The sequence below is a fragment of the Sphingobacteriia bacterium genome (assembly GCA_017304685.1).
Classification (GTDB): domain Bacteria; phylum Pseudomonadota; class Alphaproteobacteria; order Rickettsiales; family 33-17; genus JAFKLR01.
Window position 1 is genome coordinate 772,978 of sequence record JAFKLR010000003.1, and the last position, 23,525, is coordinate 796,502.

Consider the following 23,525-nt stretch of genomic DNA (forward strand, 5'->3'; position numbering starts at 1 on the left):
TTAAAACTCCCCTTTTTTATTACATCATAATACAATCTTTTTTCTCAGTAAAAAGATCTTCAGGATTTTTAAAGATTGAAGATCTTTCTTTATTCTCATCATCCTTCTTCTCATTATCTTCTCTAAATGTAGTGGAATTAGAGTTTGAAGATTTATTTTTTTCTTCCTTTTCTTTTTCTGCTAAAACTTTTTCCTCATTAAAAGTTTCTGTAATTTCTTTAAGATCAATAATCTTTGTTGCAGAGGCTTGATTATTATTATTTACCTTACCAGTATATGCTGCATATTCTTCATTTATTTTTTGAACATAATTTACAATTAATTCAAGTAATTTATGATCTTCTTTTAATTCTTTTTTAAGAAATTCAAAATCAATCTCTTGTAAAAATTCTAAGAAAAATAATTTTAATAAAGATGCATGGTTTGTTCTACGCCACAATTCATTATTAAAATTATTGTCTGGCGCTAAAGTGGAAGCCGCAAACTTATTAAAATTGCTAATAGTTTCTTCACTAAAAATAGAGCGATAAATATGACTCATTAAACTTCTAAATAAAGGCGTTTCATTCATTATAATATTTAAACAATGGATAGTTTTAGGAGCATAAAGGTGAATTTGTTCTTTCATTGCCTTAGCCATTAGAGCCAATAAGTCTTGAGGAAGCTCTTCAATTTCTCCAATCAAAATATTTTTCATTGATGAAGGTAACATCTTAGCAGCTTCTAATAAAAGCTTTTTATCATCTATATCTTCAAGGTTAGTATCAGATGAGTTTATAATAACATCAAAATTTCGCTCAATATTTAAAGGTAAGTTCCACTTATCAAGTCCTACAGAATATAAAAGCCTTAACTTTTTTTGTTCCGTTTGTTTTTCTAAAAAAATTGTAAATTGATTACATAATTGGCCTTTAAGTGCTATATCAATTTTTTCGCTATCTAAAAACTCTTTAGCCTTATCGAAAATTTTAGTTTCAATTTCAAGAATTCTATTTTTATTAACTAACTGAAATTGATAATTAATATTTGTAACACTTTCATACTGAGAAAATATATTTGCATATTTAAAAGCGATTATAAATTTTATATCTGTTAGATTATAAGAATCGAATGATTCAATAATTTCTTGAAGGCTTTCTACAACTGCCGCTACACTTTTCTCTCCTTTTACAAGATTAATTAATTTTTCATTAGATACAAATTTAATTAATCTTTCTTTTATGTATTCTTTTATTTGAGTAATATCATTAGGATTGATTAAAAGTAATTCATAAAAAGATTGCTTATTTCTTAAAGCAAACTTTTGCAGTCTTTCATTAGTTTTATGTTTTAAAGCTAATGAACTAATAATTTTTGTATTTCTCTCCTCAACAAAACTTGCATTGTTTAAATCAACTTCAGTAAGAACGCCAGTATTAAATGATTCATTTAAATAAGAGAAAATTATATAAAGATATTCATCAATATTATCTTGTGTAAGTTCAATAAAGTGCTTTTTTAACTCTTCAAGTAAATTATGAATCAATTCCTCACCTTCAAGACCTTGACTACTAAAATTTTGATTTACTTCAGTTAAATTATTTCCAAGCTTTGTATAGTTTGAATCAAGTTGATTAAATAGCTCTTCTAAAAACTTTTTTTCATCTTCAATAGTTTTTCCTTCTGCATTTATATTATCAAAATTCTGTAAAGCTTGAGTTAATATCTCATTATAATCATCTTCATTAAAATCTTCTTTAGTCGGCTGATTTTTTTCATTATGTAAGCCCATTTTATTTCCTTTTATTAAATTAATTCAAAATCATTCATATCAATAGATGTTTTTTCTCTTTTTTCTATAGTCTTATCTCTAAAACCTCTTTCTATTTGATAAATTTTATATAAATTTTCCGTATTATATTGAGTAGCTTTTAAACTTCTAGATATAGGAAATAATGCTATAGTTAACGCAGCACTTAATTTAAAAATATTATTTTGTAAATAAGGAATAGATGCTAGTTTATTATAAATACTTGTACCTATTTTAAAATAACTACTGCTTAAATTTAATATTGAGATTGATAAGCAAACTGCAAATAAAGCTTTTATAATAGGTAAACTTGGTTGTTTAATAGTTTGGTTAAGAAACTCCTTAACTTCTTCTCGTTCTATTTCCGAATTAAAAGTGTTTTCAATCAAATCATTTAAAAATTTTTGAAAATTAAAATCACTTGTGTTAGTGAATTTATCTTGAAAAAAATTATCAAATTCTGCTTCTAAACTTTGTGAGGAAATTTTATTTAATAAAGAGTTTAATTGCTCTGCTGTAATAAATTGGTTTCCAGGTTCCTCACAAATTGTTTTCGCTAATGAATTTAAATTAAGCTCTTTTTTATTCAAATAAAATAGCTTACGTACAATATTAGAATTTTTATACGCATTAAATATAGCTTGTAAATAACTAATAGCAAAGTCATTAACAATTTCTTTAGGCTGTTTAGGCATTATTTCACCTTATAAAATTTTATATTAAACCCTATCTGTATAGTAAGATATTGTCAAATATTTATTAATAACTTATTTTTATCTTACTTATTACTAACTTATTTTTTTGCAGACACTAATTTTTCAGATAAGGGAGTTCCCTTACTCGCTTCATAATTCGCTCTAAATCTCCTTTCAGATGATGGAGAAGAAATAATATTATTGCTTGAAGCAGACTTAGTTTCTTCTAGAAATTCTGGAAGAAATGCAATTTTAGTTTTTAAATTTTCCAAAAATTCTTTATCGGAAGATATTTCAGTAAATAAATTATATAATTTAGTTATACTTTCAATTGAACTTTTAAAGTTTTCTTCTGTAACTTTCTTTTCATTTTTTAAACGCTTCAATTGTACTACTAGCTGATGCAAATTATTTATAATTAAATTAATATTTGAAATTAACTCTGTAGGATTATTAAGTACTGCGGTTTTAAAATCTTGAACTTTTGTTTCATCTATATACCCGTTATTATTATTTAAACTTCCTTGCACCTTACAATTATAATATTTTGAATTAGGTAGGTTTTCAATGGCCTGATAAAAACTATAAAGGTTGCAAACTAATGAAAGCCAATTAAAACCTGCCATAACAGCAGGGCTACTGTATTTTAAAGTTTTACTTTTATTAGGATAAAATACTAAAGCGATACGTGTTTTATTTGCTTCAATTACCTGCTCAATTACATATTTCCAATCCAAAATTTTACTTTTTTCTAAATTTAATGAATCTTCAGCACATTTATTTACTATAAGCTCTAAATTACTGAGATAAAAATTTGCTGTTAATTCAATAAATTTATCGGTGAAATTTCTTTCTTCATACTTTACTACACTACTTGCTTTTCTAGGAGAGGTTGGTGAATCCTCTCTAGGTGAAAGAGGGGTTTTATTAGAAGCGTTACTCGCCGCTCTAATTCTTTTAAATAGATTAAGTGGTGAGCTAGACTTTTTCTCTTTTTCTGCACTTTCTTTACGTGGCGAAGTTGGAGATGCGCTTAAAGGAGCTTCACTTGTAACATTTTTTTCAATCGGGATTTCTTTATCTTCTTTAGCATTAATTTTACTAATTTTTTTAATTGAAGAACTAGATTTAGAGCGTGTTATACTATTTTTAATTTTATCAGCACTATCCTTAAGCTCTTCTTTAATTTCTTTAACTTTAGCCGTTATTTTTTCTTTAGTTGTTACTTTCTCTAATGCCATTTTATTTTATTTAACCATTTTATTTAAATATTTAACTTATAGCTTATATATATTAATTTTATCTTAATATCAAGACGGGCTTTTATATTAAACTTGTGAATTTTGAATTAATTTGAAGTTTTGTAGTTAGATCAAGAAGTTATGATTATTTTAAATTATAAGATAACAGAAATTAATAATTATATTATATTAATAATGCCCATTAAGCATAAATAATAGCATTATAATCTTTAATATTATAATTTTAAGATAAACAACTCCATGTAAATGGTCAATAAAAACCGTTACTTAGAGTAAAAAAATAAACTAAGAGTTAAAAAACTTTTAAAAAATATTGACTAAAAATAAATTAGTGCTATTCAGTAAGAATAATAAAAAATTAATTTTTAACTTGATTTAATATAAGTAAATAAAATTTAAAATTATAGGTAATCTATGGATTTTATCAACCCTATAAAACTTTCATATATTGATTTAGGTATTATTTCCTTTTACCTAATTTTTACCCTTATTTTAGGAATGTATACTGGGCGAAAAATTAAAGGAATTCGTGATTATGCTGTAGGTGGAGCTGATTTTATAACACCTGTTCTTGTGGCAACAATTGTGGCAACATGGATAGGAGGCGGATCCACTTTAAGTCTTGCAGAAAAGGTATTTAAATATGGTTTTTGCTATGTAGCTATCTACTTATGTGAAGTAATATCGATGTTACTAACCTCTGAATTTTTAGTATCAAAAATTTATAGGTTTCGAGGGCTTATTTCAGCAGGTGAACTTATGGGAGAATTATTTGGAAAACCTGCTCGAATAATTACAGGATTTGGAGCTGCTTTAAATTCCGCAGGTATTGTTGGAGTACAAATTGCTGCTATTGGTCAATTATTTCAAGCATTTTTAGGAATAGACCCTTTTGTAGGTGCTATGATAGGATGCGGAACTGTTGTAATTTACTCTTCATTTGGAGGAATAAAATCTGTTACTTATACAGACGTCATTCAATTTGGATTCTTAATAATAGCAATTCCTATTGTTTGTAATATTGGACTTAGTAAAGTCGGAGGATATACCGGTTTAATAAAAAAACTTCCTCCTAATCATTTAAAACTTTTCCCAAATTATTTCTCTGACTGGAAAATAATTTACTATATGTTGCTATTTAGCATTCCTTTTGTCAGACCCACATTAATTCAAAGAATTTTAATGGCAAAAGATGTACAACATTCAATAAGATCATATAGATATACTGCCTTATTGCTTATTCCTTTCTATTTCGTAGTAGGAACAATTGGCTTAACAGCATTTGCAATCAACCCAGAAATTAAACCTGCTCTCTCCCTTCCCTATTTAATTGATTATATTTTACCGACTGGTTTAAAAGGTATTGTAATGGCAGGAATGTTTGCAATCATTATGTCTACTGCCGATTCCCTGCTTAATATTACAAGTATTAGTATGGTACACGATGTTGTAAAACCACTATTAAAAAGAGAATTATCTGGAAAAGCAGAGTTAATTTTAGCAAAAATTGTAACTCTTACTTTTGGATTTAGCGCTATTTATGTTGCTACATTAAACATTAGTTTAATTGATTTAATTTTTAAATTTAAAAACTTTTGGGGGCCTTTTGTAACCTTTCCATTAATTTTTGGGATATTTGGATTTAAAGGTAGTACTCGAACATTTTTAATAGCAGGTATAATAGGATTTGGAACTACATTTCTTTGGGAACAATTAAATCTTGAGAAAGTAGCTAAAATTGATGGTTTGTTACCAGCTTGTCTAGTCAATATAATTTTATATGTTATAGGTACAACACTTGATAGAAAATTTAACCGAGTACAGCAACCTCAGCAAATAAAAAACAAAACTTCTAAGATTATAAAATTTAATAGTAAATTTAATGAGGCTAAAGATTTTATAAAAACTCTTTTACCAACTCCTAAAAATATAATGATGTTTTCCTCAAGAAGAGTAGAGTATTTTGGCGCTCAATATGCAGTATTTGGAATATTTGCTGTGCTTAATTATATTATCCCCTATTTCATGTGGACGCCATCTGCTGATATAGAAAAATTTAAAATTGAACTTACCATACGAATTACTTCAGGTTTACTTTGCGTATTACTTATTATGCGTGATTATTGGCCAGAAAATTTACGTAAGTATTTACCAATGTACTGGCATTTTACTTTAACTTTCTGCTTACCATTTAGCACAACTTACATGTTTTTAAATAATAACGCCTCAACAATTTGGCTTGTAAACCTTGCTTTAACGCTATTTCTACTTGCAGTATTAGTTGATTGGATAAGCTTCGGTATTTTACTTGCAGTTGGAAGTGTTGCTGGCTACAAACTTTTTGCTCTAACTCATGATATTAAAGCTACTCTACATATAAGCTCTGATATTAAATTTATTACTTTTTACATAGCTTTATTTTCTATCATGATAGGTATCCTTTTCTCAAGAAATCGTGAATATATTCAGCAGCAAGTAGTGCTTCTTCTTGAAGACAAAATTCGTGAACGAACTTTAGGATTACAAAAAGCACTTTCCGTTAAAAGAGAGTTTTTAAATAATCTTAGTCATGAAATAAGAACTCCAATCCATGGCGTTACAGCGTTTTCAGAAGCATTATATGAAAATTGGGATAAGTTCACTGAAGATAAAAAAAGAGAAATTGTAAGTAAAATTTATAATAGTACAGAAAGATTGTTTGGATTTGTAAATAATATTCTTGATGTTTCTGTTATGGATTCAGGTAAATATGAGTTAAAACCTACATTTTATGATTTTAACAAACTTGTAAGCCAAATAATTGATGATTTTGCAGGAATTGCTGCGAAGAAAAATTTAACTATAATCTTTCATCCAACAGAAATATTAAGTTTTAAATTCGATAAAATTCGTATTCAACAAGTAGTGTCTAATTTAATTGATAATGCAATAAAATATACTAATAAGACAGATACAGAAATTAATGTAACAATCGATAAATATATTGAAAAAGATAAAGAATATGCTCAATTTACAATTAAGGATCAAGGAATTGGAATTCCGCAAAATGAAATCAATGAAATTTTCTCCCCATTTTTCCAAAGTTCCCTTACAAAAACTGGAGCTGGTGGAACTGGTTTAGGGCTCAGCATTTGTGCAAGTATTATTGAAGCTCATAAGGGTAAGATATGGGCTGAAAATTACCCTGGTGGAACAATATTTAGGTTTATACTACCTCTTACACAGTAGAGTTTTTAAAATAAATAATCTTCATTTAAATCAATCACCTTAATATTATATCCATCCATAAGGTAGTTGTTTATTTGATATTCAGATACATTTTCTGAAACAACTTTAATTTTTTCTTTTGAACAATAATATTCTTCTTTTGATATTTGGTATTCATATATTGCAGTTTCATAATCTGTAAAATTAAATTCATTATCAATTGATAATATATTTTGAATTCTATTTAAAACTTCCTCTTTTGACTCATTTCTTAAACATTTTAAAGCTTTTTCTAAATTATTTAAACTCGCTTCTAAAATAGAAAAATTGATTTTTTTTACGAGTTGCTTATCGCTAATTGGATTATGACCGTAATCAACAATAATTGTTTTATTTTCTAAAATATTAGATGCATTTAACCCAGGTTTAAATTCAGGATTAGACAATTTATTATTTAGTTTTTCTAATAAGCTAACAGATTGAAGATGTTTATAATATATTAGATTGTTCTTAACGATTTCGCCAGAATTCGCTTCCTTTATTAAGTCATCTACTGTTTTTTGGTTTAATGTTTTAGCACCATTTTTAAGTAAAGAGATTGCAAAAGAATAACATGAATAAATATCATTTTGCGTATCCAGGGGAAAAGTGTAAGTTTTTATTTCAGTATTTAAATTGTTCTTTTCTAAAATTTGTTTAGCGTAGTACCATAAATATTTTTCATAAACGAGTGACCAAATATCATCAATATCCTGAATACTTTCATTTGCATGAACTTTTATTTCTTTTAATCCATCTTTATATTTTACCTGAATATAATCTAAATTTTTAGTGTTAAGATAGCTGTTAAGTCTTTCAGAAAGAAGAGCGTATTGTTTACCCATTATAGAATCAAAAGTAAGTACAGATAAAGTTTTTCCATTATATTCTAAATTATTTGCACAATAATGTACTTGACTGTTAATTTTATATCTAAGTAAAACACTTATTTTAAATGGTTCACCAGATTTTATATGTGTAATTATATAATCTTCTAATCCCTCTGCATTACTATAGTCACTTTCCTCTTTTAAAGTATTGTAATTATTTTCAAGTAGAAAAAATTTTTCTTTTAAATCAAACTTTTGGTTAAGCTCATCATTTCGTATACTTGTAATTAAACTTGCTAAAAATTTACTTGGGACGAAGCGCGCAGTTTTTGAAAATTCATTAAAATGACATTGAAGTTCTTTTTTTTCTTTAGGGGTTAAAGTTTCGATATAGGTATTAAAATCATCAACTGATTTAATATTATTTGTAGTTTCAAATTCTTTTATCCATTTAATAGCTTGGCTTATTTTTAGATGTTGATTATAAGCAAATTTAGCTTCTTTTGTAAGTATATCATAAATTTTTTGATTATTAATGGAATGGTCATTTGCTAGGTCACAATTCATAAAAGTTCTCAAAATTACTAATAATTTAATTTTTAAGAACTTTTATGAATTTGTAAATAGTTTTTTAAGCTGCTATTGAATGATCGTGTTCTATCTGAGCTAACTGAGGAGTAACATCGTTTAATGGTTCGCTAGGCTCATTTAATGTATTATTTTTAACATACCATTCTTGCTGATCTTTGATGTCTTGAATAGTTAAAGGAATGGTAGTCCCATAAGGATATTTGGAAATAAAAGAATTTACAAAAACAATGTCACGTCCATCCATTAATAAATCATCTACTTCTTTAGGATCCATACCTAAACCCACCCTGTATAAACATGAAATATTATGAATAGATTCATAATATTCAATTTCTTGTGCTAAAAGCTTATCATATATATTCAATGTTTCAGGGGTAATTACTTCCTCTTTTTCAAGACTGAGGCTATTCACAATTCTTTCAATAATTTTATCTTCGCTTTCATTTTCTATTTTTTCTAAAGTTTTTTTATAAATGCTTAAACCGGTATCATATATTGAAGTATTTACTTTTTTAACTAAATATTCGCCGCGTAGAGGGTTTAAACCAAATAATACAACTGGCGCTTTATTTTCAATGAATTCCGAAATTTTAACACCTGGTTTTATTTCAGGATCATTTTTTTCAGCTTTAATTTTTTCTAATCTTGAAACAGATTGAGAATGTTTATAGTAAATCAAATCCTTTTTAACTTCGTTTGTTTCTTCAGCAAGATGTTTAAGATGTGAAATAGCAAAGCTATAGCATGAATCCCCGTCCTTTTGAGTTCCCAAAAGTTTACCGGTATAATTTATTGGGGTTTGAATGTTATTTTCTATTAATGATTTTTTGATTAAAATTTTCATATCTTGAGAAAATTCTTTTTCAAAATCTTCTTCATTTTCATAACTACCCACTTCTTTAGATAACTCTTTAAAAATTTCCTTTAATTCATCAATGTTATTTTTATTAAGTGCGGTATTAAGCTTAATATAGAAATTTTTAAAAATTTCTTTTTCTTCGCTACTACCTAAAGATTCAATCTCATAAAAATTTAAAGTTTTTCCGTCATATCTAATGGCTTCCGCAGTATAATGAGCGCAATTATTTTCAATACTCGCTTCTCTTTTATCCCTATGAATATATGCTAACTTAAAGGGTTTTCCTTCTTTAATATTAGTTGTTACATAATCAACTATTTCTAAAACTTTTTCTGAAAGAACTTTTTGACCTTCTTCCAATAGAGTTGTCATAGTTGTGTGACCTGTAGTAGGATCAACAACGCTATTTACAATTTTTTTATCAGCTTCCCTATAATTATCTTCCAAAATAAAAAACTTTTCCTTTATTTCGTGCTTTGCATTATATTCTTCATTTTTTATATTTAAAATTAAACTAGCTAAAAACTTACTTGGGGTAAATGTGCCTTTATCTTTAGCAAAATTCTTAAATTTACCTAAAAGTTCAACTTTTTCTTTTAAAGGACATTTAGAAAAATAATTTAATAAATCTTCTTTATTATGAATATTATGATCTTTTTGAAAATTTTTTAGCCAATCAATTTCTTCTTTTAATTTACTATGGACTTTATAAGCAGTTTTTACTTCTTTAACTACATTTTCATATAATTTCTTCTTTGGATTTAATAGTTCATTAGAAACCTTTAATTGATTTATTACCTTATTGTCAGTGCTTTTTCCCATGCAAACCTTACTAATAAATTGTTAACGTATATTAATATTTCAATGGATTATACATTTTTTATTAATATATTCAATACAAACATATATACTTTCAACTTTACAAACTTCATTTTAAATAATATCAATATCTTAAAATAAAAACTTAAATGGAATAAGATGTTATGGCAGGTCATTCCCAGTTTAAAAATATTATGCACAGAAAAGGTGCACAAGATAAAAAACGTGCAAAATTATTTACAAAAATTATTAGAGAGATAATAACAGCTTCTAAAATCAATACTGATCCAAATTTTAATCCAAAGTTAAGAAAGGCTATTGATAGCGCAAAAGAAGTTAACATGCCTAAAGACAAAATCGAAAATGCTATTAAACGTGGTTCTTCCTCAGGTGCTGGAGATAATTATGAGGATATGCGCTATGAAGGTTATGGCCCCGGTGGAATAGCCATTATTGTTGAAGCTTTAACAGACAATAGAAATCGCACAGCTTCAGAAGTACGTGCTGCTTTTACAAAATCTGGTGGTCAAATGGGGGAGACAGGTAGTGTAAGCTATATGTTTGATAGGATAGGTTTAATAGTTTACCCTATCTCTAAAGCCTCAAATGATGATATGTTAGAAGCTGCGGTTGAAGCAGGAGCAGATGATTGCATTTCAGATGATGAAAATCATGAAATTATAACCTCTGTAGAAAACTTTTATTCAGTTAAAGAAGCAGTAAAAGCTAAATTTGGAGAGCCTGAAAACGCGGAAATTATTTGGCGCCCACAAACTTTAAATAAAGTTGAAGGAGAAAATGCAGAGAAGTTACTTAAACTTATTGATACACTAGAAGATAATGACGATGTACAAAATGTTTACGGCAATTATGAATTTAATTCAGAATTCATGGCGAAAATAAACTAATAGTATAAATTTTAAATTATTCTCGTTGATTTTTATCTAAATGAAGTTTAAAAAAGGTTATATAACTTAATAAATTACAAAATTATGAGAATTTTAGGTATTGACCCTGGGCTAAATAACGTTGGTTGGGGCATAATTGATAAAAATGGTAGCAAAATAGTTTTTGTCGCGTCTGGAGCTATTAAAACCTCATCTAAAGAATCTCTGGATAAACGTCTTCTTCATATAAGTGAAAACATTAAACAAGTTATTGAAGCCTATACTCCTCAAACTGTAGCTATTGAAGAGACATATGTAAATGTTAACCCTAAATCCTCCTTAGTTTTAGGTATTGCAAGAGGAGCAATAATATTAACAGTAGCTTCTCTAAACGTTCCTTGCTCATATTATGAACCAATGTTAATAAAAAAAACTATCACCGGTAGTGGGAAAGCTGACAAAGAACAAATTCAAAAAATGGTAAGGCTGTTACTACCTACCGCTGATTTCGCCACTCATGATGCTGCTGATGCATTAGCAATAGCTTTTTGCCATAGCAGCTTTTGTCGTTAAATATTTATAATTTTTCAAATTTCTATAAATATCAATATCTTAATATTTACTTCAAAATTAAAAACTAAATTTATAAGTGAAAAAGGTATAATATACCCCTACCCTTAGTCGTTAACATTTTTACCTCATTATAAATATTATTTACATTTAGTTAATAGTATGTTATTATGTATAGATCATGTTAATAATATTTATATATATAATAAAATGCTAGATAGTAATTTAAATAAAGAAGAAATGGCGGAAAAGGCTTTTGAAAAATTAGCGCAGGATTTTCTTAACCCTAATAAATCTTATGAGAGTAAAAAAGAGGCCTTCGATTTAATTGTGAACGAAGCATTAGAAGAACGATATGACCATAAAATATTATTTTATTGTAAAAATGATAAAATTACCTTTTTCCATATGGCAGCTTATTATGGAAATAAAACAGTATTTGAAAAAGAAATAATCATTCCAAAAAGTTATCTTGTAAAAAAGAGGCCTCTTCCTCTTAATGTTAAATTTAAACACATTAAAATTAAAAAAAATACTCCTAATAATAAAGCTTTATTAACAAAAGAAGGTTTTACTATTTTAGAATATGGTGTTTTAAGCAAAAACTTGGAATGTATTAATTTCATTCTTAGAGCCTATAGTATATATAAAGAATTCAGTAATAATCAGTTAAAGATAATTAATCCCGTTATTTTAGCTTGTGAAATCGGTGAAGAAAATTTTGCTATGCAAATCTTACAAAGTAATTCTCATTTATTAAAATTAAAGTCAAAGCCTGGAAATTCAACTCCATTAGTATATTCTATTCAACATGGGCTAATTGAATTGTTTAACAAAGTTAAGTTTCATACGTATCAATCTTCAGATTTAAATTTTAAAAACTCTAGTGGTGAGAATTGCTTAAGCCTTGCTATAAAATCCGCTTATAAAAAAGGTGAATGCCATTTTTTAAAAAAGATTATTTTAGATGTTTCACAAAACGTTATTGATAAAAAAATAACATTTAAGGATAATGTATTAAGCCAAGAAACCTTTACTTCTGTATATCACTTTTTAACGGCTAAAGTAGTACCTTTATATCCTGAAGATCGTGAGTTAGCAAATCTTATTGAGGCTCAAAAAGATATTTTAATAAAAATTACATTTAAAACTCTAAAGAATAATAGTTTACTTACAGAAAATGCTTCTAACATTTCTGTAAACATAAATGAAGAAGATAAAAAAAGCGTTTCATTTCATTTAGCAATTGATAAGTTAAAAGAATTAACTAGCCAAACTCCTACCAATAAACCATGGACCATGAAGATTGACCTAACAACCAATACTGTTCAATTTATCTCACCAAGCCCTATAAAGGAAACTTCTCCTAATAGAAGTCTTTTTAATTCACTTAACTCAACACCTATAAAACCTTCTTCTCATACTCCACCTGTATTGTCCCCTGCTTCAAACTGGAGAGAAGAAATAGGTGGTAATAATACAAATGTAAGACAAGGAATAAAAAGAAAGCTTTTTATTGATCCAGAAGAAGATAAGTCTCCTTCGAAAAAACTTAGAAGCGAAATTTCTTCTAATATAAATCAAAAAAACTCACCTAATAAGTAAATCTAATACATTACTAGGGTTTAAAATATATTTATTTTTAAACCCTTTTATTTTTAAAAATCCTTTTTTCTTAATATATTTTAAAAAAATCTTATCTCTATTACTTTTATTTTACAAATATTATTAAAAAACTCTTAATACTTCCAAGAAATTAAGAAATAATGAATTTTTCGTAAAAAAATGGTTTACATCGAAATTTATCGTTATAGACTTATTAATATACAACACTATTTGGAGGTTATGTATGAATAAAACAAATTTACTTAAACATTTATATTTTTCGGTTGCAGTGACTACATTGACCGCCAGCATAAGTACTAATGCTTATTCTTGGAGTTTATTTTCTAGTGACAGCGAAAAAAAATATGAAGATGTAAAAGAAGATATTAAAAATAAAGCGCATGATGCTAAAGAAACAGCAAAAATAAAAGCTCATAACGCTAAAGAATCTGTAAAGGATACTGCAGATAAAACTATTGATAAAATTAAAGACAAATCACATGACGCTAAAGAAAGTATCCAAGAAGGTGCTGATAAAGCAGCTAATAAAGCTTATGATGCTAAAGAATTCGTTAAAGAAAAAGCTCATAACGCAGCTGATGTAACTGCTGAAAAAGCTCATGATGCTAAAGAATTCATTAAAGAAAAAGCTCATGACGCAGCTGATGTAACCGCTGAAAAAGCTCATGATGCTAAAGAATTCGTTAAAGAAAAAGCTCATAACGCAGCTGACGTAACTGCTGAAAAAGCTTATGATACTAAAGAATTCATTAAAGAAAAAGCTCATGATGCTAAAGAATTCATTAAAGAAAAAGCTCATGACGCAGCTGACGTAACTGCTGAAAAAGCTCATGATGCTAAAGAATTCATTAAAGAAAAAGCTCATGACGCAGCTGACGTAACTGCTGAAAAAGCTCAAGCTGATGTAACCGCTGAAAAAGCTCATGATGCTAAAAAAGCAGTAAAAAATACTATAAATGCTAATACCCCAACTAAAATGGAAGTATTAGATATTAGTAAAGAAGGCAATGCAAAATTAGTTAAGATAAAATTAACTAAACGCTTAACTGGTAAACCAGTTATTCCAAAAGAATTAAAAGAAACTTATGCTCATAAAGTTCATCTTTTAATTGTTGATGATAGTTTAGATGATTACGCTCATGTACATCCAAAAGCATTAAATGAAAATGGTATATATCAATTTGTGTGGCATCCAAAAAAAGAAGGTAATTATAGAGTCTGGGCTAATATAACTCCTTTGGATACCAATATTGAAGAATATGTTATGGGAGATTTAATTCAAAGAACTGATCTTCAAACTCAGCCTTTAGAAAGAAGAATTGACCGTACTACTACATTACATCAAGAAGTAAACGGTTATAATTTTGATTTAACATTTAATACTGCAAATGTTAAATCTGGTAAATCAGTTATTGGTGTTATAAAAGTAACTGATTCAAATGGAGCTTATATTTCTTCATTTGAGCCAATTATGGGGACATATAACCACTTAGTTGGTTTTATGGAAGATTTTGCAACAGTAACACATGTTCATCCTCTAGCTACTAAAAAAGTTTTAAGTAAATCTGACCGTGGCGGTCCTGATTTCAAGTTTCAATTTCAACCTGAAAAAACAGGTTTTATGAGACTTTTTGCACAATTTAAAATTAATGGTGAAGAAATTTACGTTCCATTTGGTTTTAATATTGATTAGCCCATTTAATTTTAAGGATATAATTAAGTAGTAAACTTTATTATATCCTTAAAAAAGTGTTCAATTAATTATTGGAGAATTTTTATGAGAAACGTCGGTGATTTTGATAGATATAACCATACAACTCATAGTTACCATGGTTATGATTACACAATTAAAACAGGTATTAGAAAATATTACCCTATTCTAGTAGTTTTTATTCTTGCTACACTCTTTTCTTTATCTACTAAAGTTACATCTATTGATGCCATTCCTTACGTTCCAGAAGAATTTTTAAATTTTACTAATGGAATTATGGGATTCACATTTTGTCTACTTGCTATGTTTAAATTATTTGATATAGCATCCTTTGTAGAAGGATTTGAAAGTTTTGATTTTCTTACAAAACGTGTAAAAATCTATGGTCTTTTATATCCATTCATTGAACTTTATCTAGGCGTAGCTTATCTAAATAACTTTATGCCTTTAGAAACTAATATTACTACTTTAATTATGATGTCTATTACTTTAATAGGTATTGGCGTTACAACTATGGTAGAAAAAGATTTAAAATGGGAAGCAATTGGAACAGGCTTAAACACACCATTGATTACCATAACTATAATGGAAAATATCGCAATGATAGCTTTTTCATTAATTAATATTATGACTATTCTAAAATAGATTGTAAAATAAAGCACATCATTGGTTTTTAAATGATGTGCTTCATTTTACAATTTAATACTTAACTTTTACTGCAGCTTTTCCATTACAAGTGCCGGAAGAAGTTACTAGATTTCTCATACTACTACCGCTAATTTCTTGATTTTCATCTGTAATATTTTTTAGTCTTTTACTTGAATGCCTTTTATATAATTCTTTTCGAGCTTCAAGATATCCTTCAGATATTTCACTAGTACTCCTAGCAACTTTTCTATAAATAGGTTCATCTCTTCTTTTATGCTCCATATGCTCTTCATGTGAAACCCATTTTGTAAATTTTAAAGGAACTTTTTTATTTAAATCAGAGTTTTTATCTAAATCCATATGATAAAAAAAACCTTCGATACTAAGCTCTGAAGACTCAATATCGCTATCAGTATTTTGGGTGGCGCTACTTTCTATAATATCTATTGCTTTATTAGGTTCTTGCTTGGTGAATAAACGTTTAAAAAATCTCTGTGCTTTTTTCATAAAAACGCCCTCATTTTAAGTTAAAGGATAAACACAAGTAAACTTATAACGCCACCTTAAGTCTTATTTAATTATAACTCAAGGTTTAAATTAAATATTTAAAATAAATTTTAAATTAATTATATATATTGAAAAGTTAATAAGTAATAATTTACAACCTTTATCAAAATTTACTACTTTATATAAATCACTATTGATTTACTAAACCTAATATTTCATCAACCAAATCAGTTTTTTCCCATGAAAAATGGCCATCCGCCTCTGGTATTCTGCCAAAATGACCATAGGAAGCTGTTTTTGCATATATAGGTCTATTAAGCTTTAAATGAGTTCTAATTCCTTTTGGTGAAAGATCCATTACTTTTTCTAAAATTTGAGAAAGTCTTGTTTCATCAACATTCCCAGTCCCGTGCGTATTAACATATAAAGCTAGTGGTTTTGCAATACCAATTGCATACGCAATTTGAATAGTACATTTCTCAGCAATACCTGCAGCCACAACATTTTTTGCTAAATATCTTGCAGCATATGCACCGGATCTATCTACTTTAGAAGGGTCTTTTCCAGAAAATGCTCCACCACCATGCGGCGCCGCTCCCCCATATGAATCAACAATAATTTTTCTTCCGGTAAGCCCTGTATCACCAACAGGTCCCCCTATAACAAACCTACCTGTTGGATTAACTAAAAATTTGTCATCGTTACACATCCAATCTTTTGGTAAAGCTTCAATAACTAATGGCCGAATTATATTTTTAACATCTTGTTGATTTAAATCAGAACTATGTTGAATTGATACTAAAACATTATTAACACGAACAGGTTTCATATTTTTATATTCAACGGTAATTTGGCTTTTAGCATCAGGTCCTAAATTTATAATTTTCCCTTTATGAATTTGCTCAAATATTGTGTACAAAATTTTATGTGCATAATGAATTGGTGCAGGCATTAAAACATTTGTTTCATTACTTGCATAACCAAACATAATACCTTGATCTCCTGCTCCTTCTTCTTTATTTGTACCTTCATCTACTCCCATAGCAATATCTGTAGACTGACGATTTAAATTGATATCAACATCAATTTTTGCCCAATGAAATTCATCTTGTTCATATCCAATTTTCTTTACAGTGCTTCTTACAATTTCTTCAATTTTTTGTTTACTAATTTCAGGGCCTCTAACTTCTCCTGCAATAATAATTTTATTTGGGATAGCAATTGATTCAACAGCCACTCTAGCCATAGGATCAAGGCTTAAAAAGGCATCAACTATATTATCAGAAATTGCATCACATATTTTGTCGGGATGTCCTTCTGAAACTGATTCACTTGTAAAAAGATAATCTTTAATCCGTGATTGACTAAAAGGCATATGACTCTCGAAAATATTATTTTTGAAAAGTCTATATTATTGAAACTTATATCACAACTGAAAGTTTAAACTCTTATTTACTTGGATATTTAGCAAAAAAATTTTTCATTTGTGCCAAATGACTTTGAGATAAATTATTCTTTAAATAGCCCCATACTCTAGGTAAAAATTGTAAATAATTCGGGTTATTATCTCTAAGGTTTTTACGGTTAAAAACTCCTACAATTTTTAAATTTCTTTGCATAGCCCATATGTTATATTCATACATGAATTCGTCTTTATCAACATTTATGCTTTTAATAAAGCGCGAAATAGCTTTATTTGCAATTTCTGGATTCACATCTCTTCTAGCATCTTCAATTAATGACATAAGATCATATGTAGGCGAACCTAAAACTGCATCTTGAAAATCAATTAACCCTACTGCTTTAATTCCATTCCTTTCTGGTAAATAGTGCAAATTATCTACATGATAATCTCTATGAACTAATATTTTTTTGGCTGATTTTGGTAATAAATTAAAAATATCTGTTATAATTTCTTTATATTCATCTTGTAAAGATTTTAAATGTTGCTTATTGTTTGCAAAATTTTCTAAGCCATATTCGGCAAATACAAGTGCTTCTTTTAAGAATTTATCATAATTATATTCTTCAAGATTATAAGTAATAGATGATCTGTATATTTCAACTAAAACATCAACTGCTTGAAAATATAATTTTTCTTCTTCTATTGGATTTTTTATTAAAAATTTTCTAAAGCTTTCATCTCCAAAATCTTCTAAAAGCAAGAAACCATTTTCTTCATCTTTATCTAAAACTTTTGGTGCAGAAAGCCCCATATTATTTAATATGCTACTTACATAAACAAATGGTCTAACATCCTCAAATTTTGGTGGAGCATCCATTATTACTAAAGTTTTATTATCGTCCAAATGAAGCCTTGAATAAGATCTAAATGAAGCGTCTTGGGGAAAGTTTTCGATTTTCGTTAATTTTAGATTTTGTTTTTTTATAAATTTTTCTTTTAAAACTGCTCTATCCATATTACTTGCTAACATCCTTTATCCTTTCAAGCCATGACCCATGAGTAACAAATTTAACAATTCGACTCTCTAAATTATCTTCCATATAATCTAAATAAATGTCCAGCCTGTTTTCTGGAAGGTATTCTTCTATAATTTCTGGCCACTCAATTATACATATATCTTTTTCTAAAAAGTCTAATAATAACAATTCTCTTATCTCACGTTTATCTTTAAGCCTGTATAAATCATAATGCCATATTTTTCCTTTAGGTGATACATATTCATGTACAAGTGTAAAAGTAGGGCTTTGTACCTCGATTGATTTATTAAAAAGGGAATTAATAAGAAACCGTGTAAAAGTTGTTTTACCAGCGCCTAAGTCACCACGTAAGGTAATAGTGTCACCTTGCTGCAGTTTCTCAGCAATTTCCAATGCTATTTTTTCTAATTGGGTTTCAGAAGAAATAAGTAGTGAATGAGCAATCATTTTATTTTATAAAGATTTTATTGTATTTAAAACTTCTTTAGCGTGATTAGTTACAGATACCTTATTCCATATTTTCTTTATTATACCGTTTTCATCAATAAGGAATGTTGTTCTTTCAATACCCATATATTTTTTTCCATACATAGATTTTTCAACCCATACTCCATAATCTTCACACATTTTACCTGTACTATCTGTAAGTAATGAAAATGGTAAACAATACTTTTGTTTAAATCCTTGATGAGATTTAGTACTATCTTTAGATACACCTAAAATTAATGTATTTAACTTTACAATTTCTTCATTTAAATCACGGAAATCTTGAGCTTCGGTAGTACATCCTGGCGTATTATCTTTTGGATAAAAATATAGAACTAATTTTTTTCCTTTAAATTTACTTAAACTAACTGTGTTCCCTTCATCATCAATAGCTTCAAATTCTGGGGCTTTACTATTTTGTGTAAGCATATAAACTCTTATAAAATTTAATTTTATTCAGGTGAATTAGTTTTTTTCAAACTTTCTAAATCATTAATATTAATACTTGTTGCTGATTTATTTTCCTTAGAAATTTTTTCAAAGACTTCTTCTCTAAGAACAGTAATGTTAGGAGGGAATTTAAAACCTAACTTTACATTTTTACCCTTTATTTCAGTTATTGTAACTGTAACATTATTACCAATTATAACTGATTCACCAATTTTTCTTGTAAGGTATAACATTTTAAAACTTTTGAAATATTAAATTATTGACATGTTTTACAAAACTTTGCATTATCAATTTAAAAGGAGTTTAACAAGTTTGCAAACAAAAAGCTATGGATATGAGTGTTCCATTATGAAAAAAATTTTTATCACACTTACACTAGTTTGTTTGACAATAAGTAACTCATTAGCTTTAAAAGTTAATGATAATAGTGAATATAATATAAGACCAAACTTTAAATCATTAAGAAATAAAAAAGTTGATGTAATTAAAAATCTTGAATCCATTATGGATTATTCAACTGAAAAACAAAAAATAATTGCAGCAAATATTGCACAAGCTAACGTTCCACATGCACGTGCTAAAACACTTAAAAAATATGACTATAAAAAGCAATTTAAAAAAATGAAAGCTGAAAGTTTTCATTTAAACACTACTTCCTCAAACCATATTCCAGGAAGCCAACGTAGTAGTAGGTTCCAAGCAATTAATGACCCAGAGGCTAATGAATTTACTCCAACGGGTAATAACATTGTGCTCGCAGATCAAGTGAAAAATGCATCTGATAACAGTATAAATTATCAAACCTATACTAAGTTATTGGCAAAAAATTATGCACTTTTAAAAACTGCAATTAGTGGTAGGTAATATGCGTAACTTATTTTTTACACTTTCACTTTTTATATTTCTAATACAGGAAGCATATAGTATTAGTGGCGGCCTTAGAGACTCAATGGAAATGTCGGCTTCAGGTATGAAGGCTCAAACAAAAAGGATGCAAGTAATTTCACAAAATATTGCAAATTCAGAATCTACTGGCTTATATCCAGATCAATTACCGTATAGAAGAAAAACTATTATTTTTGGTCTCACTAAAGATAAAAAAAAGGGTATGAATTTAGTTAAAGTAAGAAAAATTGATGTTGATAAAAGTAATTATAAAATAAGATTCGACCCAGATCACCCTGCAGCCAACGCTCAAGGTTATGTGCTATATCCGAATGTTGACAAGACCGTAGAAAACATGGATGCTAAAGAAGCACAAAGAAGTTATGAAGCAAATTTAACAAGTTTTGAAATTTCTAAAAATATGGAATTAAAAACACTGGATATTTTAAGGTAATATTATGGCAAAAGAAATAGATTTATTAAAAGTTGCAAGTCAAGCATATCTAAGAAACCAAAGTATACCTGTTAGTACTTCTTCAGAAAGTGCAGCTGCAAGCGACAGTGTTTTCGCTTCTTTTGTAAAAAAGAATCTAACTAGTACAATTGATACAATCAAACAAGCTGAAGAAATTACTGTTAAGTCTTTACAAGGTAAAGCTGATACTACTCAAGTAATTACTGCAATGGCAAGTGCGGATGCCGCATTACAAGCTATGGTAACAGTTAAAGAAAAAATAATTGAAGCTTATAAAACTATATTGAGTATGCAAATCTAATGGAAGGTCAGGAGATTGTTGCAATAGCAGGTGACGCTATTTTTGTATTTTTAAAAATTTCTGCACCTGCACTCTTAATTGCATTAACTGTTGGTCTTGTTATTTCATTAATACAAGCCTTAACACAAATCCAAGAAACTACAATTTCATTCGTACCAAAAATGATTGCTATCTTATTATGTCTATTACTTGCCTTTCCTTTCATGGGAAATCAACTCAAAACTTTCTCAGAAAGAATTAATGAGAAAATTATCGCTCTACCTTAAGTAGATACAAATATAACTCAAATACAACTTATTTAAGAATTTGGTAAAAAATTCCTTAATTTTTTTTCAATTAGAAGTTTACATTTAATCTTTTTTCAGTTTAAAATAGATTTGTCTCCTATTTTGAACAACACACCATTCGGGAGGTTAAAATGTCTACTCAACCATTTACTGAAATTGAACTTAACGTAGAATCTACCGAGGATATAAAGAATAATGTAATTGAAGGAAGCATAAAGATTAAGCATGTCAAAGACCCTAGACATCATTTTGATCTTTTAGCAATAGCACTTAAGCAAAATAATAAAATTAAAGGGTTATATCTAGAACAATTACATCATGAAAAACTAGCCGAAGTCTTTGACGTGCTTAATCAAACAAAAACTATTTCTAGTTTAGTTATTGATGAGTGTTTTTTAAGTAAGAAAACTTTTGTTTCAATACAAAATTTACTTCTTAATGATCACTTAAAAAGCTTGGAGCTTAGAAATTATACTTTTCATTTTGAAAGTAATGAATTTAATATTCCTTTAAATGAGACTTTAAAAGCTATAGAAAATAATACTTCACTTGAAGAACTAAGTTTAAGCGGGATAAAATTTAATGATAATGTTAACATAATTTTAACTATAGCTAATATTCTTGCTAAAAATAAGCACATAAAGAAATTAAATATTGAAAATTGCGAGCTTAGTAGTACTCAACTAAATTTACTAAAACAAGGGCTTTTAAAGAATACAACACTTACTCATTTCTCCCTTAAAAACTCCAAAATTGAAGTTGAAGCATCAGTAGATCATTTAATAAACATGTTCGATAAAGAAGGAAACCTATCCGTAACTCATCTAGATTTTTCTTTTATACTTATTGATAAACTTAATAATTCAGTTCCTCTTAATAAAAAACAAGCAATAAATTTAGGTAAAGCTTTAGCGAATAATAAAAAGCTTATTAGCTTAAAAATGAATCAATTATCTTTTACAGGAGTAAAAGATTATCCTGAAATTAGTAAAAACTTTTTTACTAACCTTGCCTTTAGCGAAAGTTTATTAAATTTTGAGTTAATAGGAGAATTTGCAGATCCAAGTGTTATAGTAGAGTTTCAAAAAAACTTTACAGAAAATAATAAAAGCGTGATTAAGGCACAATATCCTAAACTATACGGAGATGCCGAAGAGCAAAAACTTGAAAATGTTATTCAAAATAATTTGAAAATAAATGTTAAAAAACATTTATACACAAAATTACTAGTACCCCTTATTACTTTTTATATTTTTAAGCGTCCAATGAAAACGGAATATTTTGAAAGCTTAAAAAAGAAAAAAGAAACAGAAGATAAGAGAAGAAATATCAAAGATTTACTTGATGTATATTCCTTGGCAGGAGCACAACCTATTTTTGCTCTTTTTGACTCTGACGCAAGAAATGATGAATTTTATTTTAAAGTGGCGGTTGTAGATACTTATTATTACTTAAAAACTAAAATTAATCCAACGGATGTCCCAGGATATCATTTAATAAATGACGATTTGATATATAAAATTATTACTTTAACATATCCAGAATTTAGCAATTTACTTTTAAGCAAAATTCAAGAATATACTAAAAATTATCCTATTCATCCTTTTAAAGAGAATGACGATTTATCTCCCTCAGGGGAAAAAGAGTTAACTACCGAAGAAAAACCACAATTAGAAGGTCTAAGAAAATTTGAGTTATTACTTTCTTCATATAAAGCAATGAATAAGGCAAAAATTCCTCTAGATAAAATTATAAAATATATGGAATCATTTAAAAAATTATTCAATATAGATTCTAACTATATGAAACAGATGTTTTTACAATTTGAGTTAAAGGACAAGGAAAAGAAACCGTTTCAAAAGGAAACTAAGGAAAATGTAACGGGATTTAGAAATGCACTAAATGTAGGTACGGATAAAACACAAACTAATAAAGATACGAAAATAAGTATATTGTATGAAAAAATAAAAAATAATAGAGATGATGTAGAAAGGTTTATCCAATTTAGAACTTTACAAAAAATTCTTAAGCATGAAACTTTAAGTAAAATTTAATTATAAAGGATAAAAATTATAACCAAACATTATAATTTTTATCCTTTATTCAATAAACTTCTTTTCAAATATTAAAATATTCTCCTATACTATTTCAAGTAAATA

22 protein-coding genes are annotated in these 23,525 nt (G+C 27.7%); 11 read left to right on the top strand and 11 right to left on the bottom strand.

What is annotated here, in order from left to right:
* Positions 1-19: 19 nt before the first annotated feature.
* The 3 genes from J0H68_03700 to J0H68_03710 form a co-directional block, all read right to left on the bottom strand.
* Positions 20-1,771: a hypothetical protein gene (locus tag J0H68_03700; GenBank protein MBN8827789.1), complete on the bottom strand. Its 1,752-nt coding sequence runs from the start codon at positions 1,769-1,771 to the stop codon at positions 20-22.
* Positions 1,772-1,785: 14 nt separating this feature from the next.
* The gene (locus J0H68_03705) at positions 1,786-2,484 is read right to left on the bottom strand and encodes a hypothetical protein (protein MBN8827790.1); all 699 of its coding nucleotides are present in this window, start codon (positions 2,482-2,484) and stop codon (positions 1,786-1,788) included.
* 98 nt (positions 2,485-2,582) lie between these two features.
* Positions 2,583-3,725, bottom strand: coding sequence for a hypothetical protein (locus J0H68_03710; GenBank protein MBN8827791.1), 1,143 nt, complete (start codon positions 3,723-3,725; stop codon positions 2,583-2,585).
* A 435-nt stretch (positions 3,726-4,160) separates the two neighbouring features.
* Here J0H68_03710 and J0H68_03715 point away from each other — a divergent pair, with 435 nt between their 5' ends.
* Positions 4,161-6,974, top strand: coding sequence for an ATP-binding protein (locus tag J0H68_03715; protein ID MBN8827792.1), 2,814 nt, complete (start codon positions 4,161-4,163; stop codon positions 6,972-6,974).
* A gap of 5 nt (positions 6,975-6,979) precedes the next feature.
* Here J0H68_03715 and J0H68_03720 read toward each other — a convergent pair whose 3' ends face one another.
* Both J0H68_03720 and J0H68_03725 read right to left on the bottom strand, forming a co-directional pair.
* On the bottom strand, positions 6,980-8,389 hold the full coding sequence (locus tag J0H68_03720) for a hypothetical protein (GenBank protein MBN8827793.1): 1,410 nt from the start codon (positions 8,387-8,389) through the stop codon (positions 6,980-6,982).
* A gap of 64 nt (positions 8,390-8,453) precedes the next feature.
* Complete coding sequence (locus J0H68_03725; GenBank protein ID MBN8827794.1) at positions 8,454-10,094, bottom strand: hypothetical protein; 1,641 nt, start codon at positions 10,092-10,094, stop codon at positions 8,454-8,456.
* Positions 10,095-10,255: 161 nt separating this feature from the next.
* Between J0H68_03725 and J0H68_03730 the strand changes: the two genes are divergently transcribed.
* From J0H68_03730 to J0H68_03750, 5 genes are all read left to right on the top strand, one after another.
* The gene (locus J0H68_03730; GenBank protein MBN8827795.1) at positions 10,256-10,999 is read left to right on the top strand and encodes a YebC/PmpR family DNA-binding transcriptional regulator; all 744 of its coding nucleotides are present in this window, start codon (positions 10,256-10,258) and stop codon (positions 10,997-10,999) included.
* 84 nt (positions 11,000-11,083) lie between these two features.
* Positions 11,084-11,551, top strand: a complete 468-nt coding sequence (ruvC, locus tag J0H68_03735; protein ID MBN8827796.1) for a crossover junction endodeoxyribonuclease RuvC — start codon at positions 11,084-11,086, stop codon at positions 11,549-11,551.
* A 207-nt stretch (positions 11,552-11,758) separates the two neighbouring features.
* On the top strand, positions 11,759-13,153 hold the full coding sequence (locus tag J0H68_03740) for a hypothetical protein (GenBank protein ID MBN8827797.1): 1,395 nt from the start codon (positions 11,759-11,761) through the stop codon (positions 13,151-13,153).
* 244 nt (positions 13,154-13,397) lie between these two features.
* On the top strand, positions 13,398-14,867 hold the full coding sequence (locus J0H68_03745) for a hypothetical protein (protein MBN8827798.1): 1,470 nt from the start codon (positions 13,398-13,400) through the stop codon (positions 14,865-14,867).
* 84 nt (positions 14,868-14,951) lie between these two features.
* Positions 14,952-15,530 (top strand): hypothetical protein, encoded by a 579-nt coding sequence (locus tag J0H68_03750; protein ID MBN8827799.1) that lies wholly within the window; start codon positions 14,952-14,954, stop codon positions 15,528-15,530.
* Between the two features lie 54 nt (positions 15,531-15,584).
* Here the strand turns inward: J0H68_03750 and J0H68_03755 are convergent, their stop codons facing one another.
* From J0H68_03755 to csrA, 6 genes are all read right to left on the bottom strand, one after another.
* Positions 15,585-16,040 carry a hypothetical protein gene (locus J0H68_03755; protein ID MBN8827800.1) on the bottom strand — a complete coding sequence of 152 codons (456 nt, stop codon included), beginning with the start codon at positions 16,038-16,040 and terminating at the stop codon, positions 15,585-15,587.
* A gap of 190 nt (positions 16,041-16,230) precedes the next feature.
* Complete coding sequence (locus J0H68_03760; protein ID MBN8827801.1) at positions 16,231-17,415, bottom strand: methionine adenosyltransferase; 1,185 nt, start codon at positions 17,413-17,415, stop codon at positions 16,231-16,233.
* Between the two features lie 73 nt (positions 17,416-17,488).
* Positions 17,489-18,475 carry a phosphotransferase gene (locus J0H68_03765; GenBank protein MBN8827802.1) on the bottom strand — a complete coding sequence of 329 codons (987 nt, stop codon included), beginning with the start codon at positions 18,473-18,475 and terminating at the stop codon, positions 17,489-17,491.
* Positions 18,462-18,929: a tRNA (adenosine(37)-N6)-threonylcarbamoyltransferase complex ATPase subunit type 1 TsaE gene (tsaE, locus tag J0H68_03770; protein ID MBN8827803.1), complete on the bottom strand. Its 468-nt coding sequence runs from the start codon at positions 18,927-18,929 to the stop codon at positions 18,462-18,464. The genes J0H68_03765 and tsaE overlap by 14 nt, the downstream gene beginning before the upstream one ends.
* A 6-nt stretch (positions 18,930-18,935) precedes the next feature.
* Positions 18,936-19,397, bottom strand: a complete 462-nt coding sequence (gene bcp / locus J0H68_03775; protein ID MBN8827804.1) for a thioredoxin-dependent thiol peroxidase — start codon at positions 19,395-19,397, stop codon at positions 18,936-18,938.
* 23 nt (positions 19,398-19,420) lie between these two features.
* Positions 19,421-19,651 carry a carbon storage regulator CsrA gene (csrA, locus tag J0H68_03780; GenBank protein ID MBN8827805.1) on the bottom strand — a complete coding sequence of 77 codons (231 nt, stop codon included), beginning with the start codon at positions 19,649-19,651 and terminating at the stop codon, positions 19,421-19,423.
* A gap of 115 nt (positions 19,652-19,766) precedes the next feature.
* Here csrA and J0H68_03785 point away from each other — a divergent pair, with 115 nt between their 5' ends.
* From J0H68_03785 to J0H68_03805, 5 genes are all read left to right on the top strand, one after another.
* Positions 19,767-20,282 carry a hypothetical protein gene (locus J0H68_03785; protein MBN8827806.1) on the top strand — a complete coding sequence of 172 codons (516 nt, stop codon included), beginning with the start codon at positions 19,767-19,769 and terminating at the stop codon, positions 20,280-20,282.
* Between the two features lie 85 nt (positions 20,283-20,367).
* Complete coding sequence (flgC, locus tag J0H68_03790) at positions 20,368-20,757, top strand: flagellar basal body rod protein FlgC (protein MBN8827807.1); 390 nt, start codon at positions 20,368-20,370, stop codon at positions 20,755-20,757.
* A gap of 4 nt (positions 20,758-20,761) precedes the next feature.
* Positions 20,762-21,079 carry a flagellar hook-basal body complex protein FliE gene (locus J0H68_03795; protein MBN8827808.1) on the top strand — a complete coding sequence of 106 codons (318 nt, stop codon included), beginning with the start codon at positions 20,762-20,764 and terminating at the stop codon, positions 21,077-21,079.
* The gene (gene fliQ, locus J0H68_03800) at positions 21,079-21,345 is read left to right on the top strand and encodes a flagellar biosynthesis protein FliQ (protein MBN8827809.1); all 267 of its coding nucleotides are present in this window, start codon (positions 21,079-21,081) and stop codon (positions 21,343-21,345) included. Before J0H68_03795 ends, fliQ begins: the two co-directional genes overlap by 1 nt.
* Before the next feature lie 152 nt (positions 21,346-21,497).
* A complete protein-coding gene (locus tag J0H68_03805) occupies positions 21,498-23,420 on the top strand; it encodes a hypothetical protein (protein MBN8827810.1) in 1,923 nt (640 codons plus the stop codon).
* Positions 23,421-23,525: the final 105 nt, after the last annotated feature.